The organism is Vibrio sp. 811 (genome assembly GCF_033339195.1).
The window spans coordinates 73,607-97,811 of sequence record NZ_JAWOUB010000014.1 but is presented as its reverse complement, the minus strand read 5'-3'; the positions used below and the strand labels follow the sequence as shown (position 1 = coordinate 97,811).

Here is a 24,205-nt window from a genome sequence, read left to right as displayed (position 1 = left end):
GCTGACCCTATATCTTGTGTAATCCCAAGGTCTAAATAGTATGAAGAGCCTAGCTCATTTCATGCCCACCTCCAAGTTACACCTTTCAATTTAAGTGCATAATAATGCAGGTGATGATTTCTGGCTGGACACACCGTTTTGACAGAAATTGGGAGATTCCGTTCAGCGCCGTTCTGGTATCTGCGATAACCTCACGTATGGCAAACTCAGAAGAGTAATCCGCTGCTGAGCAATCGCACTAAGCAGGAATGGGGCATAAACTGCTTAGAGCAATTACGTTAAATCTGTGATCACCAAGCGATTCTGTCGTACCTTAACTACCAACCGATTTTGTCGGTTGACTAGGGCGTGTTGATCTTTCGTGAGTGTTTTTTGAACAGCATGGTAAAGAGTTATAATTTGCTTCACCAAAAGTAAAACCATAACCAATACCATGCCAAGAACAATGTTAACTGATATTCGCTGGGAACTGCTACTCCAAGTTATGAAAAGTACAGGTCGTATTTACGATAAAACTGAACATCGAATGACATTTGAAGGAATACTTTATCGAATGAGAACAGGTGTTCCTTGGCGAGATCTCCCCTCTGAGTTCGGAGAGTGGAGTACTGTTTACAGACGATTTAATCTTTGGTCAAAGAAAGGGGTTTTAGATAAACTTTTCAAAAGCTTATCTAGCATGGCTGATTTTGAATGGGTCTTTCTTGATGGCTCTATAGTTCGAGCGCATCAGCATAGTACAGGTGCCGCGACTGAAAGCTCAGAGCAAATAGGAAAAAGTCGCGGGGGCAACTCAACCAAAATTCACTTAGCCGTGGATAGTGGCGGCCTGCCGATTTGCTTTGATTTATCAGAAGGACAACGCCACGATATAGTGCATGCCGAAAGCTTAGTTGAGCAACTCGATGAAGTTAATACCATCGTTTGTGATAAAGGATATGACAGCGAACCTTTCCGTACTTTTGTTAAGGAACGTGGCGGAGAAACGGTAATTGCTAAACGCAATTACGGACAAGATATAGACAAAGACAGCATGGATTGGTGTCTATACAAGTATCGTCACTTGGTCGAAAATGCCTTTGGGAGAATTAAGCATTATCGAGCTATTTCAAGTAGATATGACAAGCTAGAAAGAAATTATGCCAGCATGTTATCGCTGGCATTCATGTTAATGTGGCTACCGATGTATTGTTGAACACGAAATGTACAGCAAAGATCAACACGCCCTAATTACCAAGGGAAAATGACGGATCCGTTTCTATACCTAACCCTTTGAATAGGTCAACTCACCATTCAGGGGTTAGTAAGGATGATCATCATGGACTCTCGCTCCCAGCTTACTGTTGATGTGATCGCTAAAGTCACTCAAGGTAAGATCAGCATTCACAGTGCTGCCATACTCCTCAATAAATCCCGTCGTACCATAGAGCGTTATCTCCACCGCTATCGTCGTGAAGGCATACGCTTTGTTGTCCATGGCAATAAAGGTCGTGAGCCTGTCAATAAAACCCCTGATTCACTGAAAAGACAGGTTCAGCAACTGATCCAAACTAAGTACTTCGATTTCAATTTGCAGCATCTGGCCGAGTTGCTCACGGTCAATGAAGGCTTGACCATCAAGCGGGAAACCTTGCGAAAGTGGGCGCACGCTATCCACCATGTGAAGCGAGCAAAGCGTCGTCGTAGCCGTGTAAGAAAACACAGAGAACGGATGGAGCAGCCTGGACTGATGCTGCAAATGGACGGCAGTCCGCATCAATGGTTTGGTGAACATCGCTCATGCTTAATTGCCATCATCGACGATGCGACCAGTGATATCCATGCCGAGTTCTTCCCTTCCGAAACCACGGAAGGCTGTATGAAAGTCATGAAGGCATATATCGAAAAACGAGGTCTGTTTAAGACGCTCTACGTCGATAGAGCGGGTATATTCGGTGGTCCAAAACGCAGTAACTTCTCTCAGATGCAACGCGCTTGTGAAGAGCTAGGGATCGAAATCATCTTTGCGAATTCGCCCCAAGGCAAAGGACGTGTCGAACGAGCATTCGACACGTTCCAAGACAGGCTGGTTCCAGAGCTTCGGCTGCACCATATTACCGATATTCAAAGCGCCAACGAGTATCTTCAAAACCAATTCATTCCACTGTACTGGCAACAGAAAATCGCGGTGCAGGCGAAGAACCCAAGGTCGGCGTTCAAGGTTGTACCTGAACACATCAACCTTGATACGGTCTGTGTTCACAAGGAATATCGCAAGGTTCGCCGAGATCATACCTTCAGTTATAACAATAAAATGTATCTCATCGACTCGCCCATAAGGCACTCCATCGTCAATCAGAAACTGGAAATACGCTGTCAGTTTGATGGTGCATTCTCAGCCTATTTTGGTCACCGAAAACTGCATATTACCGAGTTAGAAGAGCCACCAAGAGCGAATGAGTATGGGATGGAAGTCCAGCGCAAGTTGGATGTCATCGAGCTTGCCGACCGCCTGGGTAATGCGACGGAAGCCGCTCGGCTAACTGGTTGCTCGCGCCGAAGTATCTATAACTATCAAAAGGTATTAGCCGAGGAAGGCCCCCTTGGCCTTAAGCGCATTAACAAACCGCTGCACCGCAGCAAAAACAGCATACCTGAAGAAACCGAACACAAAATTATCGAGCTGACCTTAAACAATCCGTATCAAACCTCAGTACAGTTGAGAACCATGCTAAAGAAGGAGTACAACATCACCGTCAGCAGTTGCACGATACGAAATATCTGGAAGCGCGAGGCACTGAATACCAGAGCGCTGAGAATACAACGCTCAGCGGCATTAAATAAAGAAGTCTAGCCTGTGGGCTAGACTTAAAGGTGAACGACAAAGTCGCTTGGGATTTATCCCGTCAGGCTCCCTTGGTAATCACAGCAATTACGTTAAATCATTGCTGGGCAGAAGCTTCTTAGTCGCTCCGGACGCCACTTGGTAACAGGTGTCGTCTACTCGACAAAACGCGTTACGATCCTCAGCCCCTTTACACTTTGAGCGTAAGAGCACGCTACTTGATAGAGGTCACAACACAATTTTCATCTAATAATTCTTGCTGCAAGTCAAACACCCTAAAGCGGAGCCTCGCATTTTCAGCTTCTAACTGCTTTCGGGCTTCGACTGCATTGTTTCGTTGCACCCTGTATTTATCTTTAAGCTCATTGGCTTTTTTTAATTCGTGTTTTAGCCTATCAAGCTCAGACAAAGGGACATCTAACTCAATATCTAAACCTGTTGTCATCGCTTTATCGCGGTTGAGGTTGTATTCATCGATAACAGGTTTGGCGTAGGCAACGAACTCTTTGAACTTATGGACATAGCTATTGCCAAGCCGAGCTTCATTATTGATTCGGTTCAACGTCAGTTTGCCCGTCGCCTTAACGTGAAGCGGCTTACCATCTAATAAACGTTGAAATGCATTTACCAGTAACCCCTCGGTCTTGCAGGTTGCCTTATATTCTACTTTCATGACCATACCGCCTTAATATCATCATTGAAGTTATCAAAAGGAATGCTGTGTTTGACTAGAGTTGGTTCAATAGACTGAATCTTCTTTTTTCTAGCATCGAGAATTAATTCATTGACATAGTCACCCATTTCATTTATTGACCTGAATGAAGCAATGAGGTTATCCCGCTCCCTCGATAGCCTTTTCGCCGCTTTATCAGTGATTACCTTATGCTTACAGGATGCTTCAACAATATCCATCAGGGAGCAAAGTCGTTCACAATTACGGTTGGTGCAGTAGCCACCTGTAGGAAGTAATACAATAGATTTGTCACCAGACCTTACCAATGCCTCCAGTTCACTCCGAGACATCACGATTTCTTCACCCTGTGCTAGCCGCTCTGCTTTATTCTGAGCTATACGCTCGCCCTCAGCACCACTCAAGGTTTCGGATACATTGTAAATCTCATCCCATGCGTCCACAGCAGATGCTTCAATTGCTTTATCAAACTCACTAATTAACTTTGTATCCATCAGCAATTGGTTGGTGCGCGCGAGTTCGGAATAATTTGCATACCAGTTGGACATATTAATATTGCGGTGCTTTAGCTGGTATTTTACTGTGAGTGCATTGCCCAATCGGTTTTTCACCATAAAGACCACAAAACTCCGTCGTAAATCATGAGGGCTAAGCCTTGGTAAGGCACCTCCGACCTTTAAGCTTCCTGCACGGTCTGGATTTAACAGGTCGAATTCGTCAACGTCTTCAGCGGTCGCAGTAATGTTGAACTCATTCATGTTCAATGCATCACCAGCCCCTTCAATCGTGTATTTTAGCGACGTTTTATTTATGAGTGCTTCACTGTCGTAAGGGATACAAGAAGAAATGAAAGCACTCTCAAGGTCTTGTTTCCTTGCACTATATTGGTCTTGGGTTAACTGAGCTTTTTGATAGCCGTCATCCAGTCGCTCTAACGAATATTTCCTTGCGGCTTGCGTGGCATCAAAAGCTAGCTCCAGTGCCAGTTTTGCGATAGGGGCAGTATTCCACGTTGTATAAATCTTTTCGCCCTTGTTTCCTTTTGTAGAAAATCCTGAAACCTTGGGTACAGCAATCAGTGAATCGTCATAGCTCTCTTTGTTCATGGAAAGCAGCTCTTCCTTGCGGGCGGCAGAGAATAAACCCACACAGATAAAGCACATCCTGAGTAATTTACCCAACCAACCTCCTTTCCTGTCAAATGAGAAATTAGGAATAGCTTTTCGTTCAGGCCACTTGCTTGTTATGAGAGACATCCTTGTATAGAGTGTCTTCATTTGCCCATCGCTTAGGGCACTCACGCCTAACGCTTTAAGCTTAGTGTTGAACATTTCATCCTGATAGATGTAAAGTTTTTCCATTGCCGTTGAAATTTGGTGACGATAGGGGTGATAGGTTTCAACAAACTCAACAACTGTTTTTAATATACTGACATGAATCGCTTCAGGAAACGCAATTGCCTGACCTTCACCTGAATCAGGTTGAATCCACCGTACATACTCTCGCTTATGAACATAACGCTTTACAAGGCCCGCTTTATTCAATGAATTAATCGTAGACGCAATGCGTCGGCACGGGCCTTGACCGCCCCCCCCCCCATATAATGCTTTAGTGCACTTTTTCCACTCTCGCTCGCTCGTAAGTAAGCTGAAGTCACTTTTACCCCAACGTGTGGCGAGGGCGTTTAACTTACTTCTAATGGTTATCAACGAGCTAACCGCTGCATGCGAATCAGAGCTTGAGGTTTCCTTTTGGTACTGGATCAGTGCATAAAGGTAAGACTGAATATCGTGGCGGTACTTTTCATTAATCCATCCAAAAGAAATGATTTTTTTGTTCTGGTTAAGAGCGTGGAAATCCCACACGAGATCAAAGACACGTGACACACCGTTATTGTCAGAGTCAAACGTCACATACGGGTTTTCAGCGAGCTCTTGGCGAGGTTGTATAAGCTGTTTAGACATAAATTACCCCTTAAAAAATTGGCTGGCGCTGGCTCGGTCTTGGTAAAGCAGGTGGTAATCACCATCTTCCACTTTTTGTTTTGCTTGAGCGTAATTTTTTGGTGCTTTTTGTTTCAGCCTGAGAAGGACTTTTTTCAACATCCTCTCCACAACAAAATACTCATCCTTAGGTGCGGAATTACTTGCCACCATCTCTTTGAGGTCTTCGATTTGTTCTAAAAATGACAGCATCAACCAGATATCATTTTCTGACGCAACCAATTTATGGCTGTCACAATCAAAGCAACCAAGAAAATCTGTGCACCGCCCCGTGTCTTTCGAAAAGTCAATGCCTAACTGCTTCATTCGCCGCGCCTCAGCAACGAGCTTCTCTGGTGTTGCTCCAGCGCACTTGATGCCAGTAGGCGTTGTCATTAATGGCTGCTCTTTGCTTTCACGGTTGCGCAATGTCTTATAATCATAATCTGACAAAATATCGCTGTGCATCGCCTTTGCACCCTCGATGGCTTTACCAACTTCCTCTCCCTTGGCAATAGCGTATTGTGCACCCATCGTGGCATTAAGGTTGTTATCATGGTCTGCCTGAACACCACTAGAGTAGCGTTGGGCGACAACATTCACTGTATTATTCAGACCCTGTGACACAAGGAAGATATCTTCAGTCACTCGCATCAGAACATTAGATTTTGTTGCTCGGAATCGGCTCGCATTAACCCTTAACCCAGTTACCTTCTCAAGATGTGTATTAATGTAGCCAATATTTGAACCGTTGGTATTGAATGTGCAGACCTCACCTCTGGAACTAAAATAAGGACAAAGCGGTAGCTCATTTGACAACGGAATACCCAGTGATTGGTACATCACTTTAGAGGTTTTTAGCCATCGGTTAATCAACCCTTTAGTTCGCTGGCTAAAGCCAGCGCTATTATCCAAACTTTTATAGCCTGCCCTAAACTTTTCACCGTCAAAAACAAACCGCCCACTGCCAATACTTTTAAATGAAACGTCCTTGTAGCGCACATTAGCAAGCACCGATGTATTCATTCCTGTCAGCATTGAAAACACGAAAAAACAATTGCGTGATGCCTGATTATAAAATACTTGCCGATTAAGTTGCTCAAGTGGAAGCGGGCTATTCTCTATTGTTCCTGGTTGAGGTTTCATGCACTTCTTAAAACCGCTTTTCTTAATACTAATTTGACGTGGTGTCCAGTCATTGCGCCTTGCTTGCTCATCAAACAGCTGTTCATCAAAGAACGGATGAATCTCTAGCAACTCATTTCTCTCAATCGCTTCCTGAAAGGCCAGTGCGCCTTTAATCAATATCTTGGATAATGGTTTCAGCTCTGTTTCCACATGAAACGCCTTATTTGCAGCCAAAAGGTTTGCTGCAACTTCTGGCAGCATCTTCAGGTCAGATTCTCGATTCCACAGCCTTAATAGGAAAGATAAGCTGTTTTTAATATTCCCCGCTAACGATACCAGCTCACCTCTTTCGCGTAATTTATTGAAGTGCTTAATGCAATCAATCATAGCAGCGTTACTGAAAAGGTCACCTTGATAACCAATACCGTCAAGAAATTGGAAGTAGCTAACAAGACCAGAAAAGTGAGTCTGCTTTGACCGGTTTTTTGGTAAAGGATTTAGCTTTTGGTGAATCTCCCTGACGATATCATCCCGATTCGCCAATACCTCATTCCCTGATTTTATTTGATTTACTGTTGGGACATTCAGATAACGCAGGCGGTGAGTGTAGGCTTTATATCCATTACCAGAATCTAAAACCATATCTTCAAAACGAAGTAGGATGATAGGTGCGCTGGTCTTCTTTGTTGTAATTTTGGTACGCTTACGTCCTTGGATCATACTGTCGTCTCCAAGTCATCAAAAGCGCCAATATAGTCCAGTACGTCCTCGTAAATTTCATCGGCAGAGGGTATATCTTGTGCTATTTTCAGGTACTCTATCGTCGTCGCCCTATCTTCATGTCCTAGCAACGCTGACACCCTATCCAATGCCTCATCGGGTGTGATTGACGGGTTACCATACTCATCCTTTTTATTTAAAAGGTGGCGGAAGATATTCACGGCAAACGTTGAGCGTAAATTATGTATGGAGCCGACAATAGGGTGGTCAAGACCTTGGGTTAGATTCGCAGTATTACGTATTTCCACCCAGCGGCCAGTGAAGTCTTGTAGCCGCGTAAACATGGGTTTCCCAGACTGGGTAATAAATAGGTACTCAAGTTCAGGGTTAATCGCATCGTCACCCTCAAAAAGGTGCGTGTTACCTGCCTCAGACTGCTCCTTGCACCATGCTTTGAATTTCTCAAGGCGCTTTTGATACCTGTCGGACTGCGAGTAATCGTAAAGCATCTTCATCAATGGGGCGGGGATTATGGTTTCACGGCTTTTATTCTTCTCTGCGGAGCCATCTGCGGTTTTTGTGAGTGATTGGTACATATCACCGACACCCAAATCCAGCACAGGCTTTTTAAACACCTCTTTGCCGTCCTGAATCATGGTTTCGGGGTTAACAATCTGTCCCAAATGAAGGCTTGCTGCTTCCTCACGCCGCAATCCAGTATTACGGCAAATCATTGGGTGCAGGCAAAATTCAATCGGAAGTGAGTGCAATTTACTGTTATCACCATGACGAACCACTCTGCGGGACTTTACTAATATGTTTTGCAGAATTTTCCATTCATTATTGGTAAACGGTTTTAGGTCTCGGCGTAGGTTGCTGAGGTTTGTGCCACCACTGCGAGATGATTTAGAGAATTTAATTCGCATATCCGTCGTATGCACCTGCTTACGTAGGTAAGCTTTCATACTAGATGCAGACGCCTCGAAATGTATATTAACTGTCTCAAACTGGAAGGGAGGGTTATTAAAGCGGATGCCTTGGCGAAGACAGTGTTTATAGAAACCAACAATACTGCTCATGTATTGCCTAGCTGTAGTTTTAGCCAATACACCATCAATAGCGAGCTGCTTTATGCCATCCCGATACTGGTAGGTTAACCGTTCTTGCTTGTTGCGAGGAAAGCTACTCCATTCTGGACGAGGGTCATCATAGAGAGGGTCAAAGTCCTCTTTATCGTATTCAGCATCCCACTCTGCCTGCTTGTCCAATACAAAACAGAAGTAATGAGCAAGCCCCTGCGCATCGGTGCCAAGCTCAAGCACACCATCATCGATTGCTTTCGACAATAAGAACTCATTCACCATATCTAATGGTTGGTAGCTGACTAGGTTGTTTTTGTCGTCATATCCAACAATATGGAGTAAGGGGAGTTTCTTGATGGGGATCTTATTGCCATTGGCACAGTATATAACCTGAGGTTCACCATTCTCATCAATGGACACCAATGGTTTCTTGTAAACGAAGTTAAGGATAGTCGAAATTTCTATCTCTTTTCGTATGACCTTTTTCTGATTTGTATCGTTATCTGACATACTAAACCTCATACTGTACATACAATCAGCATATACAGCATTCTCAACTTTGAAAGTTAATTATGAGGTTTTAGTCTATCAGGTAAGTTTTGAATGTGGTCTTCCCAATCCACCACATCAATCTCGTAAACAACTTTGTTACGGACACTTTCCCCTGCCGCATGCATTGCGGACTTAGAGCCGGTAATCAACGGATGCCATTCTGGTAAAGGCTGCTTTTCAGCCAACAGACGGTAAGCGCACGTGTGTGGCAGCCAAGTAAAATCGTCGATGTCTTCTCGGGTCAGCTTGGTGCACTCTTCACCCGAAGTGAAACGGTTTGGGTAATCCTTACATGAACACGTTTTACTGTTCAGCCAGCTACAAGCCACATTGGTATAGTAGATTTCATCGGTATCTTCATCCATCAGCTTATGCAAACAACATTTGCCACAACCATCACAGAGAGATTCCCATTCCTCTTCTGTCATCTGCTCTAACGATTTACTTTGCCAAAATGGAGTGCTCATACTTCAGGTCTCACCAAGGGAATTTAGGGGGCGATTTATACTCTTCTCAACGCAAAAGTTCAAGTTTTGAGAAGATCTTGCATCCTTCCCACATAACGGTGGAGATATTCAACTACTTTCGTTTTACTGTTCTATCCTTAAACAAGTTTCCATTACTCAATTGATCAAGAAGGCATTAAGGAGTTTTCATGGGTATTATTTCTTGGATTATTTTGGGCTTAATCGCCGGCGCACTTGCTAAATGGCTCATGCCAGGAAAAGATGGGGGCGGTTGGATTGCAACAATGTTACTTGGTATTGCAGGGGCATTTGTAGGTGGCTTCCTTGGCGGCATTCTCGGTTTCGGCGGAGCCACTGGCGTCAACATTGGTAGTATCATTACCGCAACACTAGGCGCATTTATTCTGTTGTTTGTTTATAACCGTTTCTTAAAATAATCACGATGATTTAAAAGCAAAAAACCAAAAAGGGAGCGTAATGTTAAGCGCGCCCTTTTATTTTTTTCTTTCTTCACTCTTCCAATCCACGTCAAAATGACCATAATTGCCCCCTTAATTTTTAAGAGGTTTACATTATGGATTGTCGATTAGGATGTGGAGCGTGCTGTATTGCGCCAAGTATCTCTTCACCAATACCTGGAATGCCCAAGGGCAAACCTGCAGGTGTTCGTTGTGTGCAACTCAACGACGACAATTTGTGCAAGCTATTTGGTAAGCCTGAACGCCCTAAAGTCTGTCACGATTTTAAACCGTGTCCGATTGTATGCGGCAACACCAATCAAGAAGCACTCGACAACATCACTGAATTAGAACAATTGACGTAATGCGACTCTAGACCACACGTTTAAAGTTAGTACCTCGGTTGTTTCTCTCCGAGGCAGTAATCAAAGCAAACTCAAGATTTAGCACTCCCCCCTCAGCCTTTTATCTCACCCTTGAGAACTCTTGCCACATAGCGTTCCATTTGCGGTTTTTGCGCGATCTCCCTCACAATTTATTGACAATTCTCGACTATGTTCAGCGGGTCATTTAATTAAAGATCAGGAAAGAACATGAATAAGTATTTGGCTGAAGCTTTTGGCACGTTCTGGCTAGTGTTAGGCGGCTGTGGTAGCGCGGTGTTGGCTGCGGGTTTCCCTGAAGTGGGTATTGGTCTGTTGGGCGTTTCTTTGGCATTCGGTTTAACCGTTCTGACGATGGCATTTGCTATCGGTCATATTTCAGGTTGTCACTTGAACCCTGCAGTGACAGTTGGCCTTTGGGCTGGCGGTCGTTTTGAGACAAAAGACGTTGCTCCCTACATCATCTCACAGGTGATCGGCGGGCTTATCGCAGGTGGCGTGCTTTACGTTATTGCATCTGGACAAGCAGGATTCGATGTTGTGGGTTCTGGCTTTGCCGCCAATGGTTATGGTGAACACTCTCCAGGCCAATACTCGATGATCGCTGCACTTGTGACTGAAGTTGTCATGACGATGATGTTCCTGATTGTCATTATGGGTGCAACAGACAAACGTGCGCCACAAGGCTTTGCACCTATCGCAATTGGCCTGTGTTTGACTCTCATTCACCTGATCAGCATTCCTGTCACCAATACGTCAGTAAACCCTGCTCGTAGCACGGCAGTCGCAGTATATGTGGGTGACTGGGCGGTTTCTCAGCTATGGCTGTTCTGGGTTGCGCCTATTGTGGGTGGCGTGCTTGGTGCGGTTATCTACAAAAACCTTCTTAGTGAAGAATCGAACGATTAATCGTTCCCAACTCCCAAGATCAAAAAAGCCGCTGAGTTCAGCGGCTTTTTATTAAATTCTGTGTCGACCTAATAGCGAATGTGACAACGTCGTGCCATCAACAAGCTCTAGCTCCCCACCGACAGGCACACCATGCGCGATGCGGCTGGCATCAACTTGGTGCTCTTTACATAGCTCTGCGATGTAATGGGCAGTGGCTTCACCTTCAACTGTTGGGTTTGTCGCCAAAATCACTTCGGTAATATCACCGCGACGTAAGCGGTAATCAAGGACATCCAATCCAATATCACTTGGACCAATACCATCTAATGGCGACAAATGCCCCATAAGAACAAAATACCGACCAGAATATTGGCCTGTTGCTTCAACGGCTGCGATGTCTGCCGGGCTTTCTACCACACAAATTTGACCATTTTCTTGGCGTTTTGGGTTGGTGCAAATGTGACAGACTTCTTCTTCGGTGAAGGTTCGACACTCAGTACAATGACCTATTTCTGTCATTGCCTGACTAAGCGCATCTGCAAGCTGCAAACCGCCTTTTCTATCGCGCTGTAACAAATGAAAGGCCATACGCTGCGCTGACTTAGGGCCAACCCCAGGTAGACAACGTAAGGCCTCCATCAATTGCTCCAGCATATGACTGGTACGCATTAAAAGTCCGCTTAATTAAATATCAGCAGATTAGAATGGCATTTTCATGCCTGGTGGTAGTTGCATACCGCCAGTTACAGAAGCCATTTTCTCTTTTTGAGTTTCTTCAACACGACGGGCTGCATCGTTGAACGCCGCAGCGATCAGATCTTCAAGCATTTCTTTGTCGTCTTCCATCAAACTTTCATCGATGTCAACACGACGTACGCTGTGACTACCAGTGATAGTAACTTTAACTAGGCCAGCACCAGACTCGCCAGTTACTTCCATATTCGCGATTTCTTCTTGAAGCTTTTGCATGCGATCTTGCATTTGCTGGGCTTGCTTCATTAGGTTGCCCATACCGCCTTTACCAAACATGTTTATCTCTCTGGTTTAATGAGGTGTTGCATCAATTAATGGGGTTATACCTTTGGGTTTTCAACCCCATTCCATTCGATTATTAGATAGGGCGCACACTATCTTTATCAAGCTCTGCAGCAAAACGACGTTCAATAAATTGAACATTTGGATCGTTTTCTAAACTGTTCAGCGCTTGCTGTAATTTCTCTTGGTAGAGCCTATCTCTCAGTTCAAGTGGTGTTTCTCCACTCTCCCCTATTTCGATGCTCATGTGGCACTCTTCACCCAACACGGTATTAAGTGCTTTAAGCAATTCGGCTTGAGCTCTATCAGTATTCAAATGAGCTTGGCTGCTTCTCAATAGTAACGAAACGGTTGTTCCTTCCTTACTATAATGAGAGTTTAGCGCAAGTTGCTCTACCAGCTTAGGGATCTCCATTAAGCTGATTAGCTTCGCCCATTCATTATGTTCTAATGACTCATCGATGAGCTTTTGTGCCATTTCAGGCGTTTTCTCATGCTCAAGTGCCTGCTTGAGCTGCGTAGGTGTCAGTTTTGTATTTACTTTTGTCTCAACAGGCTTGCTTGGACGCCAGCGATACGCTTCCTCAACTTGTGGCTCCGTCGACTTCGGAGCTGAGTTTGGCGACACCTGCGCGGAATTGCCATGCAATTGCGCTACTCGGTCGATAACCGATTCTGGTTGTGCAGATGCCGCTTTAGGCTTTTTTGAGCCACCATTTTGAGGAGTGTTCTGTTGTAGGCCTTGACGCTGAGAACGTAATTGGTGACGTAAACCGCTTAGACCACCGCGCGCCGGTGTTGAAACGCTCTCTTGCACTTGTTGAGGTGGCGTTTCATGTTGCGGTGCAGGGTTTTCGCTCATCGGCGGCGCCATATCATACTGTGGCGGAACCGTCTCATATCCACTCGCGTGATATTCAGGTTGTGAATTGGATGAAGGTTGAGGCGCCACTTGTGGTGAGCTTTGTGCTGGACTCGGCTGCTGAGCTCGAGGAGCTGCTACTGTCCGAGCTGGTGCAGTCTTTGATTGACTGGCACTTTGAACTGGGGCTGAAGCTGATTCGCAGTTACTGGAAACAACATTTGCCCCACTGTTACTTGATGGGCGGAACGCCATCATACGCAGCACAATCATTTCCAGACCGACTCGCCCATTTGGCGAGAGAGTCAAATCTTCACGACCTTTCAATGCAATTTGGTAGTAAAGCTGAACGTCTTGCGGACTTAGTGCTTTACTCAACAACTCGATTCTTTCTGCATCTGGCTGCGCTCGGTCTAGCGACGCTGGCAGCGCTTGATACATCGCAATTCGATGAAGCTGTGTTGCGACTTGCTGCAACAAACCATCCCACTCAACACCATTTGCTGCTAATTGCTGGATTTTATCCATGGCTTGTTGAGGTTGCTTGCTGCTGATTGACTCTAGTAAGTGAATCGCTTGGTCGGTATCAATCGTCCCCAACATGTGGCTGACAATATCGGCTTGCACCGCACCGTTACCTAAAGCAATTGCTTGATCAGTCAAGCTAAGAGCATCACGCATACTGCCATCTGCAGCATGTGAGATCATACCCAACGCTTTTGGCTCTGCTGAAACTTGCTCTTGACCTAGGATGTAATCAAGTTGCTGGTGAATCTCATCAACGCTGATTGGTTTCAGATGAAACTGAAGACAACGCGACAATATAGTGACAGGCAGCTTTTGTGGATCAGTTGTTGCGAGTAAGAACTTCACATACTCTGGCGGCTCTTCCAGGGTTTTCAACAACGCATTGAAAGAGTGACGCGATAGCATGTGCACCTCATCGATGAGGTACACTTTAAAACGTCCACGAGCAGGTTTGTATTGAACGTTGTCTAACAGTTCACGAGTGTCTTCAACTTTAGTACGTGATGCTGCGTCGATTTCAAGAAGATCGACAAAGCGACCTTCATCAATTTCACGACAAGTATCACACTTACCACAAGGTGTCGCGGTAATGCCGGTTTCGCAGTTCAAGCCTTTGGCAAACAGCCTACCGATACTCGTTTTACCCACACCACGAGTCCCGCTGAACAGATAAGCATGGTGTAAACGGTTTTGCGCCAGTGCGTTTTCCAACGCCGTCAGGACATGTTTTTGTCCGACAACTTGGTCAAACTGATTAGGACGCCATTTTCGCGCTAAAGCTAAATAACTCATTGAATGTATTAATGTCCTTCAAAATCGCAGATGCTGTACACGTTTAGACCTAGTGCTTCTAAACGTTTATCGCCACCGATTTCTGGTAGGTTGATAACGAACGCAGCGTGCTCAACTTCACCACCCAGTTGGCGAATCAGCTTAGTCGTCGCTTCAATAGTACCGCCCGTTGCCAATAAATCGTCGACAACCAGTACTTTGTCGCCTTCAACGATGGCATCTGTATGGATTTCTAGTGTATCAACGCCGTATTCAAGCTCATAAGATTGAGCAACAGTAGGGCGTGGTAGCTTGCCTGGTTTACGCACTGGTACAAAACCAACACCTAGCTCAAGCGCTAAAGGCGCGCCAAATAGAAAGCCACGAGCTTCCGTACCCACAACCTTGGTAAAGCCCATATCTTTGTAACGTTCAACAAGTAAGTTGATCGTCGCTTGGTATGCTTTCGCGTCTTCAAGAAGGCTCGTCACATCACGAAATAGAATGCCTGGCTTTGGGTAGTCTTGGATGCTTTTGATGCTAGATTTGATCAGTGAAATTGTTTCTGTAGTCATAATACCGATTTACTTAGATTGGCTCATCGCCCTCTCTAATCGCAGTATCACGAGGGCAACGAACAATAGGTTTTCACCACTATGTGCTTATTTTCGTAAAAGTCACAGGCGCTGAAAATACAAACGCCCACTCGAAGAGCGGGCACACTATTCTCTACAATCTTAGTGATTTTCTTCTCGGTCAGCAACCAACTCAATCACAGGCAGACGCATAAACCAGCTGAGTAAAACGATTAGCATCACTAAAAGACCAATTTTTGCCCAAACGAGGGGGACAACAACGATTGAAACCATGAAACTAAGCGCAATAAAAATCGCACCACGCTTTTTTACTTTTGAAGTAACAGCCCGATGCTTATGCCAATTGTCGAGAATGGGTCCAAACGTTTTGTGGTTATGTAACCATTGATGAAATGCGGGGCTACCACGCATAAAACATGCGCTAGCAAGCAAAATAAAAGGTGTGGTGGGTAAAAGTGGAAGGGCTATGCCGGCTATGCCGAGCACAATACAGAGTCCACCAACAGTATTGAAAAAGTAACGCTTAATACGAATGGTGAACTCCGGTACAAAATAGCTAGATTAAAAGCCTGCGTAACCATTCATTACACGAAGCCAGGTTAGCGTTGCAGGAAGTGTTGGGATCAAAAGAACTGCAATAAAACCTAAAAAGTAAAAAATATTATAAGGCTCTTTAAAATCTTTGTCTGCCATGATGTGTCTTCTCACTAGTTGACTTTGCTTCTCCCAAGGCACAGCGTTAAATTATCGTTGCACAAATGGGTCATTATTGTTTTAAGCGCTGACTATACATTAAACAGCCAAATCTAAACACCAGTAAAAAGTAAGGTTATTAAACTAAACGTATGTTGTTTTGGTGGTTCTAAAAAGATAATAAGCAGCGTAAGGACGCTGCTTATTGGTTTGCAAGTCATAATTATACTAGTCGGGATTTCCGGGTAATACTTAAACTAAAACTTGAAGAACCTAAACACCCGATAGACAACTGTCCTGCAACACTAAGCGGTAAATCGCGGGTGATGAAGTTTTTCATACTTCCTCCCCCTAAACGGTTACCTGCTGCGATGTGTTGATTCATATTTCCGTCAGACCAATGGCTATCTAAACCCGCAGGCAATATAGAGACCGAGGATGAAGCGAGGTCGGCGACACCAAACACAGCATTGACTGCACCCGCACACTCCGAACACTCAATTCCTTTTTCAATGATCCCTACCATGTCCTTAAGATCAGCACTGAAACTTTTCAAGTTACGGAGATAGTCGTCAAACAATGCCCTAACGAGCAATGTCGTCGCAACTCCATCATTAGCTTGGGAAGCAGAATCAACGAGATAAAACGCAAATTGACCATTCATTAACCAACGATAATCGAAAACCAAGGGCATCACATCCGTCGATTGCAATAAACGGTACGAGCAGCGCCAATCTCCCTGAGCAGCATCCTTCTCTGGCAATAGCGCTTGCAGTAAATCTCTTGCCGCACTCGGATTCTGTTGTAAATATTCCAGATGCCAATACAGCTCTTGTTCATCTGGGATTTCACCACCATCATCAACCCTGAACCACTGACTTGAAAAGTCACGTTGTTCTGAGAAGTGGCTATCGGTATCTTCTAGCGTATTCTCTATCGCCTGAGATAGGTGCTCATAATTACCTATCGGTTTAGGAAGAAAATCTTTAATACCAAATCGCAACGCTTTCGCGACATCGGACATTTCATCCGTGCCTGATACCACGATAAGCGGCATATATGGGTATTCGAGACTAACTTCTTCGACGAACTCGATACCATCTAAGACCGGCATCGATAAATCACATAAGATAAGATCGGGTTGGCATTCCCTGAGTTGTTGAAGCGCTTCTAGGCCGTTTTCTGCTTCTACTACTTTAAAACCCTGACTTTCTAAATAGGCATTGGTTACTTTACGAAATATTGGATCATCGTCCACCAACATTATTAGTTTTTGATTAATCACTTCCTGTGCCGAGACCATTGCCGTTTGACTGTGAGTCTTAAACATACCTTTATCCCTCACAAAGCTCAGTCAAAAAAACAGATTTATTATTAAGTCATTATTTTTGTTGTGTTTACTTCCAGCAAAACGTGTCACAGCAAGACCTGAGGCCGCTTTGCCTTGTTATAAAACTTAGCTCGGAAACTGCATTAATACAAATATTACGGCGTATAACAGTATTTACTCAAACAGGGTTGCTGTGTTCAAATGATGCAACATGTTGACTTAAAGCAAGCTTTGATCACAAAGTTAATTATAAATTAACCGTAATCGGTAATTTAATGTGTCTGGAAATATGAAATTAGATGACTTAAACCTGTTTCGACTGGTTGTCGAAAATGGGAGCTACACCGCAACTTCGCGAAAAACCATGATCCCGGTTGCGACCATCACCCGACGCATTCAAGCGCTAGAAGACTCTGTCAATCTTCGACTATTGAACCGTCATGCTCGCAAACTTTCGCTCACTGAAGCAGGGGAACGTTTTTACCATGAGTGCTCTCCTTTACTACAAAGGCTAACAACCGCAGCAGAGGAAATCACTGACGACTGCCGAGGAGCATCCGGCAAGATTAAGATATCCGCGCCTTACAACTTAACTAAACGAATGATGATGCCGATGTTCAACAGCTTTATGAAGCAGTACCCGGACATCAACATTGAGCTAACGACAGAGAATAATGCGGACAAGCTTGACCCTACTGAATGGGATGTAATTTTTCGAGTGGGACCTCAACGCGACTCTAGCCTCATCGCGCGTAAGATTGGCGAAGTGAAGGATATTCTCGTTGCAAGCCCTGACTATCTAACCTCGAATCCTGCGCCACATCATGCAGAAGAGCTCTCTAACCATTCATTGCTAAAAGGGTACCCGCTTATTAAGTGGACCTTAATTAATAGCAAAGGCGAGTCTGTGGTGAATGTTGATCGTGGTCGTTTTCAAGCAAACGCGCTCAATGTGGTGCGCAGTGCTTGTTCCGAAGGTTTAGGCATCACACTAATGCCAGATGTCATGATCAAAGAGTACATCGAGAGCGGCGATTTGGTACGCATACTGCCAGATTGGAGTGCAAACCCGCGCGACATTTATATGCTTTACAACCACAAAGACCACCTGCCAGAGAAAGTTCGCCTCTTTATTGACTTTGTGATCGCTTATAACATTCACTAACTAGATAGCGAAAACAAAAAACCAGAGCCAAAGCTCTGGTTTTTTTACGACTTAAGAAAGCGCATCCTATGCGCCTTCGTTATGAAGCTCTAGATTTGCTAAATCCTGTTGGATTTCAAGTTGTGTTTTCGCATCATCATTACGAAGACCATCTAAAAAATCTAGGTATTGTTGGTCAATATCACCCGTTACGTATTCGCCGTTAAACACGGATGTATCGAACTGAGTAATATCTTGGTTTCCAAGACCTACCGCCTCTACCAAATCTTCTAGACGTTGATAAATAAGCGCATCGGCACCAATCTGCTTACAAATTGTATCGTTGTCACGGCCATGGGCAATAAGCTCTGTAGCACTTGGCATATCAATGCCGTATACGTTCGGGAAACGAACTTCAGGAGCCGCTGAGACCATGTACACTTTCTTGGCACCAGAATCACGAGCCATCTCAATAATCTGCTCTGACGTTGTACCTCGAACAATAGAGTCATCCACCAGCAACACATTCTTACCTTTGAATTCCGAACGAATAGCATTCAACTTGCGGCGTACTGATTTCTTACGTTGTTGCTGGCCAGGCATGATAAACGTACGTCCAACATAACGGTTTTTCACGAAACCCTGGCGATAAGGGATATCGATCGCTTGAGCGATTTGCAGTGCAATGTCGCAAGACGTTTCAGGGATAGGAATGACAACATCGATATCAAGGTTTGCGTAATCTTCACGAATACGTTCGCCCAGCTTTTTACCCATTTCAACGCGAGCACTGTATACCGAAATTTTATCGATGAACGAATCTGGACGAGCAAAGTACACGAACTCGAAAATACAAGGGTTCAGCTTAGGATTATCTGCACACTGCTTCGTGTAAAGCTCACCGTCAAACGTTGCGTAAATCGCTTCACCAGGTGCAACATCACGGACGAAATCAAAACCGACCGCATCCAATGCCACCGATTCAGACGCAACCATGTACTCTGCTCTGCCGTTAACTTCACGCTTACCTAAACAGAGCGGGCGAATACCGTGTGGGTCACGAAATGCAATCATACCATGACCAATGATCATGGCGGTCACAGCATAAGCACCGCGAATTGTGCGATGAACATTGGTGACTGCGCGGAATACGTCTTCGGTCGTGACATTTCCTTTTACTGAGTCAATTTCGTGCGCCAGTACATTTAGTAATACTTCAGAGTCTGAAGTGGTATTGATATGACGGCGATCTTTTTCAAACAGCTTCTGACGAACTTCGTTAGCGTTAGTCAAATTACCGTTGTGGGCAAGTGTAATACCGAAAGGAGAGTTTACGTAGAAAGGTTGAGCTTCTGAAGCGCTTGAACTGCCTGCTGTAGGGTAACGAACATGACCAATTCCGACCTCGCCTTGCAGGCGTTGCATGTGTCTTGCTTCAAATACATCCTTGACTAAACCGTTCGCCTTACGTAGACGAAAACGATTGCTTTCTATGGTACAAATACCAGCGGCATCTTGGCCACGATGCTGTAACACCGTTAACGCGTCATAAATAGACTGGTTTACAGGCGTTGTGCCCACGATTCCAACAATACCACACATGTCCTAATCCTCGATTTGCGACAGTAGCTGGCACTACTAGATAGTGCCAGACAGAAAACTTGATGTTGCTTGTAAATGCTCGAAGAATGGGGCGATGATACGGCTGAACTCAGGGATCAACTGTGAATCTTTCCACCAATCCGAGCTTGGGAATGCAGTAAACGCATCCATAAAAAACAGCACCGCAGAAACAATTAAGACTCCGCGTAGACCACCAAATACAATCCCGAGAATTCGGTCCGTACCTGATAGCCCTGTTTTTTGTACCAGTTGACCAATGACGTAATTCACCACTGCACCAACTACCAAGGTTGCGACAAATAACGCCGCAATCGCCGCTCCGTTACGAAACATATCATCTTCGATGTTGGTGAAGTACACCGCCAATTTGGCATAGTAATTACTGGAGATAAAAAACGCTCCGAACCAAATCACCAAAGACAAAGCTTCTTTAGCAAAACCGCGAACTAAACTGATCAGAGCTGAAAATCCGATCACACCTAAAATGATAAAATCTATCCAATTCATCTTTTCTTCATCTTAAGTTGGCGCGCATTTTAACAGAAAAAATGCTGACGCAAACGTTTTCTTATGGATTTAATGGCTTAAATTTAAGCAATTGACCTTTTGAACCTGTAATTTTTTGTAATTCTTGAACTTGTCGTTCAAGTTTACTTTTTGACACATCAGGGCCAACAATCACTCTCGTAAACTCGTTTTCTTTCTTTGTGTGAGCTTGATAACCACGCTTTTGCAAATCCGCGACAAGCGCGACAGCATTTTCGTGATTCTTAAGTGCCATCAACTGAATGATCCAAGCTGAATCTTCATATTGATTTTTCTCTTGAACAGGACGAGTGACGACCTCAACTTGCTCTGGTTGTTTGATGACCTCAGGTTTAGATGTTGGCGCTGGCTCGGGCTCAGAAACGGCTACTTGAGCATCCTCACGTTCTTGCACTACAGCTTCAACCGGAGAATCCGGTAACGTAATGTCGTCTTCCACTGGCTCTAATATTTCGAAGTTTTCCACATCACTATCAAGTTCTGGTTTGATAGGAATACTGGCAAATTCTTCTTTGTAGTGCAGTTTCTTACCATCTAGCACATCGGGAAGAACAATGACTCCGACTGCGACTAGAATGATGGTGCCGACTAAACGACTTTGGAATTTACTTGCCATCAAAATACCTTTACTTATTTATTATTTGATTGCCAATGTTCCAATACCTCTCCGACGGTATGGAATGAGCCAACCACCAGAATAACGTCTCCTGTCTTTGCGTGGCTTCTCGCACTCTCGAAGGCGTCAACAGGGTTTTCAAAATGAACTTGCCCATCAGGTAAGTATTGGCACAATTCATCAGCGGTCGCCGCTCTCGGTCCAGTAAGCGACGCTGGATACCATTGTGTTGCAACTGGAGTTAGAGCTTCAATGGTTGCTTTAATGTCCTTGTCATGCAGCATTGCAACCACAATATGGATATTCTTACCCAGATATTGTTGCTTCACTCTCTCTACCAAATACTCAGCAGAGTGCGGGTTATGAGCGACATCAAGGACTATTTCAGGTTCGTGATGCAGTACCTGCATACGCCCCGCCAAACGAGCATTATTCAAGCCATTGACAATATTTATGTCAGTGATTTGCAATTCCGAAGCCCCTAGTGCCATCAGTGCAGTGGCTGCATTTTGTAATGGTAGCGATGGGATTGGTAAATCCTCTAACTCAAATGCCCCACTGCTCCATTTCCAACCATTATCAGTTAGTTGGTAATCGTACTGAATACCTACTTGGAAGAACTCAGAACCAATATCGTCAGCATGAGCCGCCACGGTCGCTGGTGGCGTTGGTTGACCACAAATTGCTGGCTTCCCTGAACGGTAAATGCCCGCTTTTTCAAAGCCAATAACATTGATGTCATCACCAAGCCAATCCACATGATCGATCGCTAAGCTCGTAATAACAGAAACATCATGGTCAACAACGTTAGTGGCGTCTAGACGACCGCCAAGTCCTACTTCAAGTAAGACAACGTCAACTTTCTCTACTTGGAAAATACGTAGCGCAGCAAGTGTACCGAATTCAAAGAGGCTAAGGCTAATATCACCACGCTGCTTTTCTACATAATCGAATGCTTCACAGTGCTTTGCATCTACAACATCGACGCCATTAATGCGTACACGCTCGTTGTAACGAATCAGGTGCGGAGAACTGTAAACACCGACTGAATAGCCAGCATCAAGTAAAATGGCTTCCATTAACGCACACGTTGAGCCTTTGCCATTGGTTCCGGCAACGGTGATTACGGTTGGAGCTGGTTTGGTAAGATTGGCTTTGTTTGCTACCGCTTGGACACGGTCTAAGCCTAGATCAATTGCTGAGGAATGAATATTTGCTAAATAATCAAGCCACATCTCTAATGAAGATGTGGCTTGAGGAGTTGGGTTTTGGGTCATCTAACTTTAACCATTAAATTCTTTGGTTTTTATGTTAGTTGATACTTTACCCTTTTTCGTCCGCTTCTGGTACAGAATATGGCTCTTCATTTGGAGATTCGTTAACCGAAACCACCAAAGGAGACTTGTGGTTAGTCATCTTAGCGATAAGACCACCCACACGCTGACGCATTTCACGACGGTCAACGATCATATCAATAGCACCGTGATCAAGTAGGAACTCACTACGCTGGAAACCTTCAGGAAGATCTTCACGTACAGTTTGCTCGATTACACGACGACCAGCAAAGCCAATGAGGGCCTTAGGTTCACCGATGTTGATATCACCCAACATAGCCAAACTTGCTGATACACCACCCATTGTAGGGTCAGTTAGAACAGAAATAAACGGCAGACCTTTTTCTGATAAACGCTCAAGCGCAGCACTGGTTTTTGCCATTTGCATAAGAGACATTAAAGCCTCTTGCATACGAGCACCACCACTTGCTGAGAAACAAACAAGCGCACAGTTATTTTCAATGGCTGCATCCACTGCTTTCACAAAGCGAGCACCAACGACTGAACCCATTGAACCACCCATAAAGGAGAATTCAAACGCACACGCCACAAGCGGCAGACCAAGCAATTCACCCTGCATCACAACTAGCGCATCTTTCTCACCGCTATTTTTTTGTGCAGCAGAGATACGCTCTTTGTATCGCTTAGAATCTTTAAATTTCAGTTTATCCTGTGGCTCAAGTTCAGAACCTAATTCAACTCGATTACCTTCATCTAAAAATGTTTCCAAACGACGACGCGCTTTCATACGCATGTGATGGTTACACTTTGGACAAACTTCTAAGTTACGCTCTAGTTCAGCATGGTATAAAACCTGTTCACAAGAGGTACATTTAGTCCACACACCTTCTGGGATAGAAGCTTTGCGTGAACTTACTAGATTGCTTTTCTCTAAAATCTTTTCAAGCCAACTCATGGAAGACCTTTTCTCTCAACTCTTCCGCTTCATTGCGAAAGATATAAATTCGACATAATACCGACGGATTAAACCATATCTTGCAGCTACTGTAGATAAAAAACTGGTTGTACCTATTTTTGATATCGTAAATAGCGTATGTTTTCCGTTCACATTCAATGTAAACACTACCGATATTTTGAAATAAGTTTGTAAAATTAGTTCAAATTATCTGGTAAAAACAGTGGACCGATCGGCACTTCAGGTAACCCAAACTCTTCTGGGTAGTCTACATCTACCAGGTACAGACCTTCCGCTTTCGCTGTCGCACCCGCTAGTTTGCGATCTTTGGCTTCTAATAACCACTTGATCCATTCAGGACTCTCTTCGCCACGTCCAACTTTTATCAAGCTACCCGTGATATTACGAACCATATGATGCACGAACGCATTAGCTTTAATATCAATAACCACATAGTTCCCATGGCGCGTAACGTTCAGATGCATCAAGTTTCGAAATGGGCTGCGAGACTGACAATGCGCCGCGCGAAACGACGTAAAATCATTTTCGCCAAGTAGGAACTGCCCTGCTTCATGCATTTTTTTCTCGTCGAGCTCACCATGATAGTGACTAACCCCCGAGTTTAAGATGCCTGGACGTAAAGCATGATTGAAAATAATGTAACGATAACGGCGCGCTGTCGCTGAGAATCTTGCATGGAAATCATCTGAAACTTCCTTAGCCCAACGAACCGCTATATCGCTTGGCATGTTCGCGTTTGCGCCCATGGTCCAAGCTACCATTTTTCGAGTAACGTTGGTATCAAAGTGCACAACTTGTCCCGTGCCATGCACGCCTGCGTCTGTCCGACCAGCACACTGAACTTCAACTGGGTGATTAGCGACGACGGACAATGCTTTCTCTAGCTCTTCTTGGACACTTTTCACTTCTCTTTGGCGCTGCCAACCAAAGTAGTTTGTACCGTTGTACTCGATACCTAATGCGATTCTCATCTTAACCTTCGAACTCTAAAATGGGGCGGGAAGTATATACT

The 24,205-nt window shown here is 44.5% G+C and carries 24 protein-coding genes; 6 read left to right on the top strand and 18 right to left on the bottom strand.

Features of this window, described 5'->3' with window-relative positions; genetic code table 11:
- Window positions 1-433: 433 nt before the first annotated feature.
- Together R7Q46_RS18500 and R7Q46_RS18495 are read left to right on the top strand one after the other, a co-directional pair.
- Window positions 434-1,195, top strand: coding sequence for an IS5 family transposase (locus R7Q46_RS18500; protein WP_060532469.1), 762 nt, complete (start codon window positions 434-436; stop codon window positions 1,193-1,195).
- Window positions 1,196-1,309: 114 nt separating this feature from the next.
- Window positions 1,310-2,833: an ISNCY family transposase gene (locus R7Q46_RS18495; protein WP_318077683.1), complete on the top strand. Its 1,524-nt coding sequence runs from the start codon at window positions 1,310-1,312 to the stop codon at window positions 2,831-2,833.
- A 205-nt stretch (window positions 2,834-3,038) separates the two neighbouring features.
- Here the strand turns inward: R7Q46_RS18495 and R7Q46_RS18490 are convergent, their stop codons facing one another.
- Genes R7Q46_RS18490 through R7Q46_RS18470 form a run of 5 tightly spaced genes read right to left on the bottom strand, consistent with a single transcriptional unit; the run spans window position 3,039 to window position 9,446 of the window.
- Complete coding sequence (locus R7Q46_RS18490; RefSeq protein ID WP_213900135.1) at window positions 3,039-3,497, bottom strand: hypothetical protein; 459 nt, start codon at window positions 3,495-3,497, stop codon at window positions 3,039-3,041.
- The gene (locus R7Q46_RS18485) at window positions 3,494-5,479 is read right to left on the bottom strand and encodes a hypothetical protein (protein WP_285385553.1); all 1,986 of its coding nucleotides are present in this window, start codon (window positions 5,477-5,479) and stop codon (window positions 3,494-3,496) included. Before R7Q46_RS18485 ends, R7Q46_RS18490 begins: the two co-directional genes overlap by 4 nt.
- A 3-nt stretch (window positions 5,480-5,482) precedes the next feature.
- Entirely contained in the window at window positions 5,483-7,345 is a 1,863-nt protein-coding gene (locus R7Q46_RS18480) for a hypothetical protein (protein WP_213969689.1), read from the bottom strand.
- Window positions 7,342-8,937 carry a site-specific integrase gene (locus R7Q46_RS18475; protein ID WP_262656787.1) on the bottom strand — a complete coding sequence of 532 codons (1,596 nt, stop codon included), beginning with the start codon at window positions 8,935-8,937 and terminating at the stop codon, window positions 7,342-7,344. The genes R7Q46_RS18480 and R7Q46_RS18475 overlap by 4 nt, the downstream gene beginning before the upstream one ends.
- A gap of 56 nt (window positions 8,938-8,993) precedes the next feature.
- The gene (locus R7Q46_RS18470; RefSeq protein ID WP_017635991.1) at window positions 8,994-9,446 is read right to left on the bottom strand and encodes a YcgN family cysteine cluster protein; all 453 of its coding nucleotides are present in this window, start codon (window positions 9,444-9,446) and stop codon (window positions 8,994-8,996) included.
- A 188-nt stretch (window positions 9,447-9,634) separates the two neighbouring features.
- Between R7Q46_RS18470 and R7Q46_RS18465 the strand changes: the two genes are divergently transcribed.
- The 3 genes from R7Q46_RS18465 to aqpZ all read left to right on the top strand — a co-directional run bounded on the left by R7Q46_RS18465 (window position 9,635) and on the right by aqpZ (window position 11,196).
- On the top strand, window positions 9,635-9,883 hold the full coding sequence (locus R7Q46_RS18465) for a GlsB/YeaQ/YmgE family stress response membrane protein (protein WP_005380625.1): 249 nt from the start codon (window positions 9,635-9,637) through the stop codon (window positions 9,881-9,883).
- Between the two features lie 137 nt (window positions 9,884-10,020).
- Window positions 10,021-10,269, top strand: a complete 249-nt coding sequence (locus R7Q46_RS18460) for a YkgJ family cysteine cluster protein (protein ID WP_017820793.1) — start codon at window positions 10,021-10,023, stop codon at window positions 10,267-10,269.
- A 228-nt stretch (window positions 10,270-10,497) separates the two neighbouring features.
- Window positions 10,498-11,196 carry an aquaporin Z gene (gene aqpZ / locus R7Q46_RS18455; protein WP_053349564.1) on the top strand — a complete coding sequence of 233 codons (699 nt, stop codon included), beginning with the start codon at window positions 10,498-10,500 and terminating at the stop codon, window positions 11,194-11,196.
- A gap of 51 nt (window positions 11,197-11,247) precedes the next feature.
- Here aqpZ and recR read toward each other — a convergent pair whose 3' ends face one another.
- The 7 genes from recR to R7Q46_RS18420 form a co-directional block, all read right to left on the bottom strand.
- Window positions 11,248-11,847 carry a recombination mediator RecR gene (gene recR, locus R7Q46_RS18450; protein ID WP_005380619.1) on the bottom strand — a complete coding sequence of 200 codons (600 nt, stop codon included), beginning with the start codon at window positions 11,845-11,847 and terminating at the stop codon, window positions 11,248-11,250.
- 30 nt (window positions 11,848-11,877) lie between these two features.
- Window positions 11,878-12,207: a YbaB/EbfC family nucleoid-associated protein gene (locus R7Q46_RS18445; RefSeq protein WP_005380618.1), complete on the bottom strand. Its 330-nt coding sequence runs from the start codon at window positions 12,205-12,207 to the stop codon at window positions 11,878-11,880.
- 82 nt (window positions 12,208-12,289) lie between these two features.
- Window positions 12,290-14,395 (bottom strand): DNA polymerase III subunit gamma/tau, encoded by a 2,106-nt coding sequence (dnaX, locus tag R7Q46_RS18440; protein WP_213871950.1) that lies wholly within the window; start codon window positions 14,393-14,395, stop codon window positions 12,290-12,292.
- A gap of 8 nt (window positions 14,396-14,403) precedes the next feature.
- The gene (gene apt / locus R7Q46_RS18435) at window positions 14,404-14,949 is read right to left on the bottom strand and encodes an adenine phosphoribosyltransferase (protein ID WP_005380615.1); all 546 of its coding nucleotides are present in this window, start codon (window positions 14,947-14,949) and stop codon (window positions 14,404-14,406) included.
- A gap of 162 nt (window positions 14,950-15,111) precedes the next feature.
- Entirely contained in the window at window positions 15,112-15,498 is a 387-nt protein-coding gene (locus R7Q46_RS18430; protein ID WP_372584779.1) for a YbaN family protein, read from the bottom strand.
- Window positions 15,499-15,531: 33 nt separating this feature from the next.
- Complete coding sequence (locus R7Q46_RS18425; RefSeq protein ID WP_005380608.1) at window positions 15,532-15,663, bottom strand: hypothetical protein; 132 nt, start codon at window positions 15,661-15,663, stop codon at window positions 15,532-15,534.
- 223 nt (window positions 15,664-15,886) lie between these two features.
- Window positions 15,887-16,993: a response regulator gene (locus R7Q46_RS18420; protein WP_203345859.1), complete on the bottom strand. Its 1,107-nt coding sequence runs from the start codon at window positions 16,991-16,993 to the stop codon at window positions 15,887-15,889.
- Window positions 16,994-17,282: 289 nt separating this feature from the next.
- Here R7Q46_RS18420 and R7Q46_RS18415 point away from each other — a divergent pair, with 289 nt between their 5' ends.
- Window positions 17,283-18,158 carry a LysR family transcriptional regulator gene (locus tag R7Q46_RS18415; RefSeq protein WP_005380599.1) on the top strand — a complete coding sequence of 292 codons (876 nt, stop codon included), beginning with the start codon at window positions 17,283-17,285 and terminating at the stop codon, window positions 18,156-18,158.
- Between the two features lie 66 nt (window positions 18,159-18,224).
- Here R7Q46_RS18415 and purF read toward each other — a convergent pair whose 3' ends face one another.
- From purF to truA, 6 genes are all read right to left on the bottom strand, one after another.
- Window positions 18,225-19,739, bottom strand: a complete 1,515-nt coding sequence (gene purF, locus R7Q46_RS18410) for an amidophosphoribosyltransferase (RefSeq protein ID WP_005380592.1) — start codon at window positions 19,737-19,739, stop codon at window positions 18,225-18,227.
- Between the two features lie 36 nt (window positions 19,740-19,775).
- Window positions 19,776-20,267 carry a CvpA family protein gene (locus R7Q46_RS18405; protein ID WP_005380590.1) on the bottom strand — a complete coding sequence of 164 codons (492 nt, stop codon included), beginning with the start codon at window positions 20,265-20,267 and terminating at the stop codon, window positions 19,776-19,778.
- 61 nt (window positions 20,268-20,328) lie between these two features.
- Window positions 20,329-20,922: an SPOR domain-containing protein gene (locus tag R7Q46_RS18400; protein ID WP_017820797.1), complete on the bottom strand. Its 594-nt coding sequence runs from the start codon at window positions 20,920-20,922 to the stop codon at window positions 20,329-20,331.
- A gap of 14 nt (window positions 20,923-20,936) precedes the next feature.
- Entirely contained in the window at window positions 20,937-22,199 is a 1,263-nt protein-coding gene (folC, locus tag R7Q46_RS18395; protein WP_053349561.1) for a bifunctional tetrahydrofolate synthase/dihydrofolate synthase, read from the bottom strand.
- 46 nt (window positions 22,200-22,245) lie between these two features.
- Window positions 22,246-23,172: an acetyl-CoA carboxylase, carboxyltransferase subunit beta gene (gene accD, locus R7Q46_RS18390; protein ID WP_005380583.1), complete on the bottom strand. Its 927-nt coding sequence runs from the start codon at window positions 23,170-23,172 to the stop codon at window positions 22,246-22,248.
- 197 nt (window positions 23,173-23,369) lie between these two features.
- Window positions 23,370-24,164, bottom strand: a complete 795-nt coding sequence (gene truA / locus R7Q46_RS18385) for a tRNA pseudouridine(38-40) synthase TruA (RefSeq protein WP_005380566.1) — start codon at window positions 24,162-24,164, stop codon at window positions 23,370-23,372.
- Window positions 24,165-24,205: the final 41 nt, after the last annotated feature.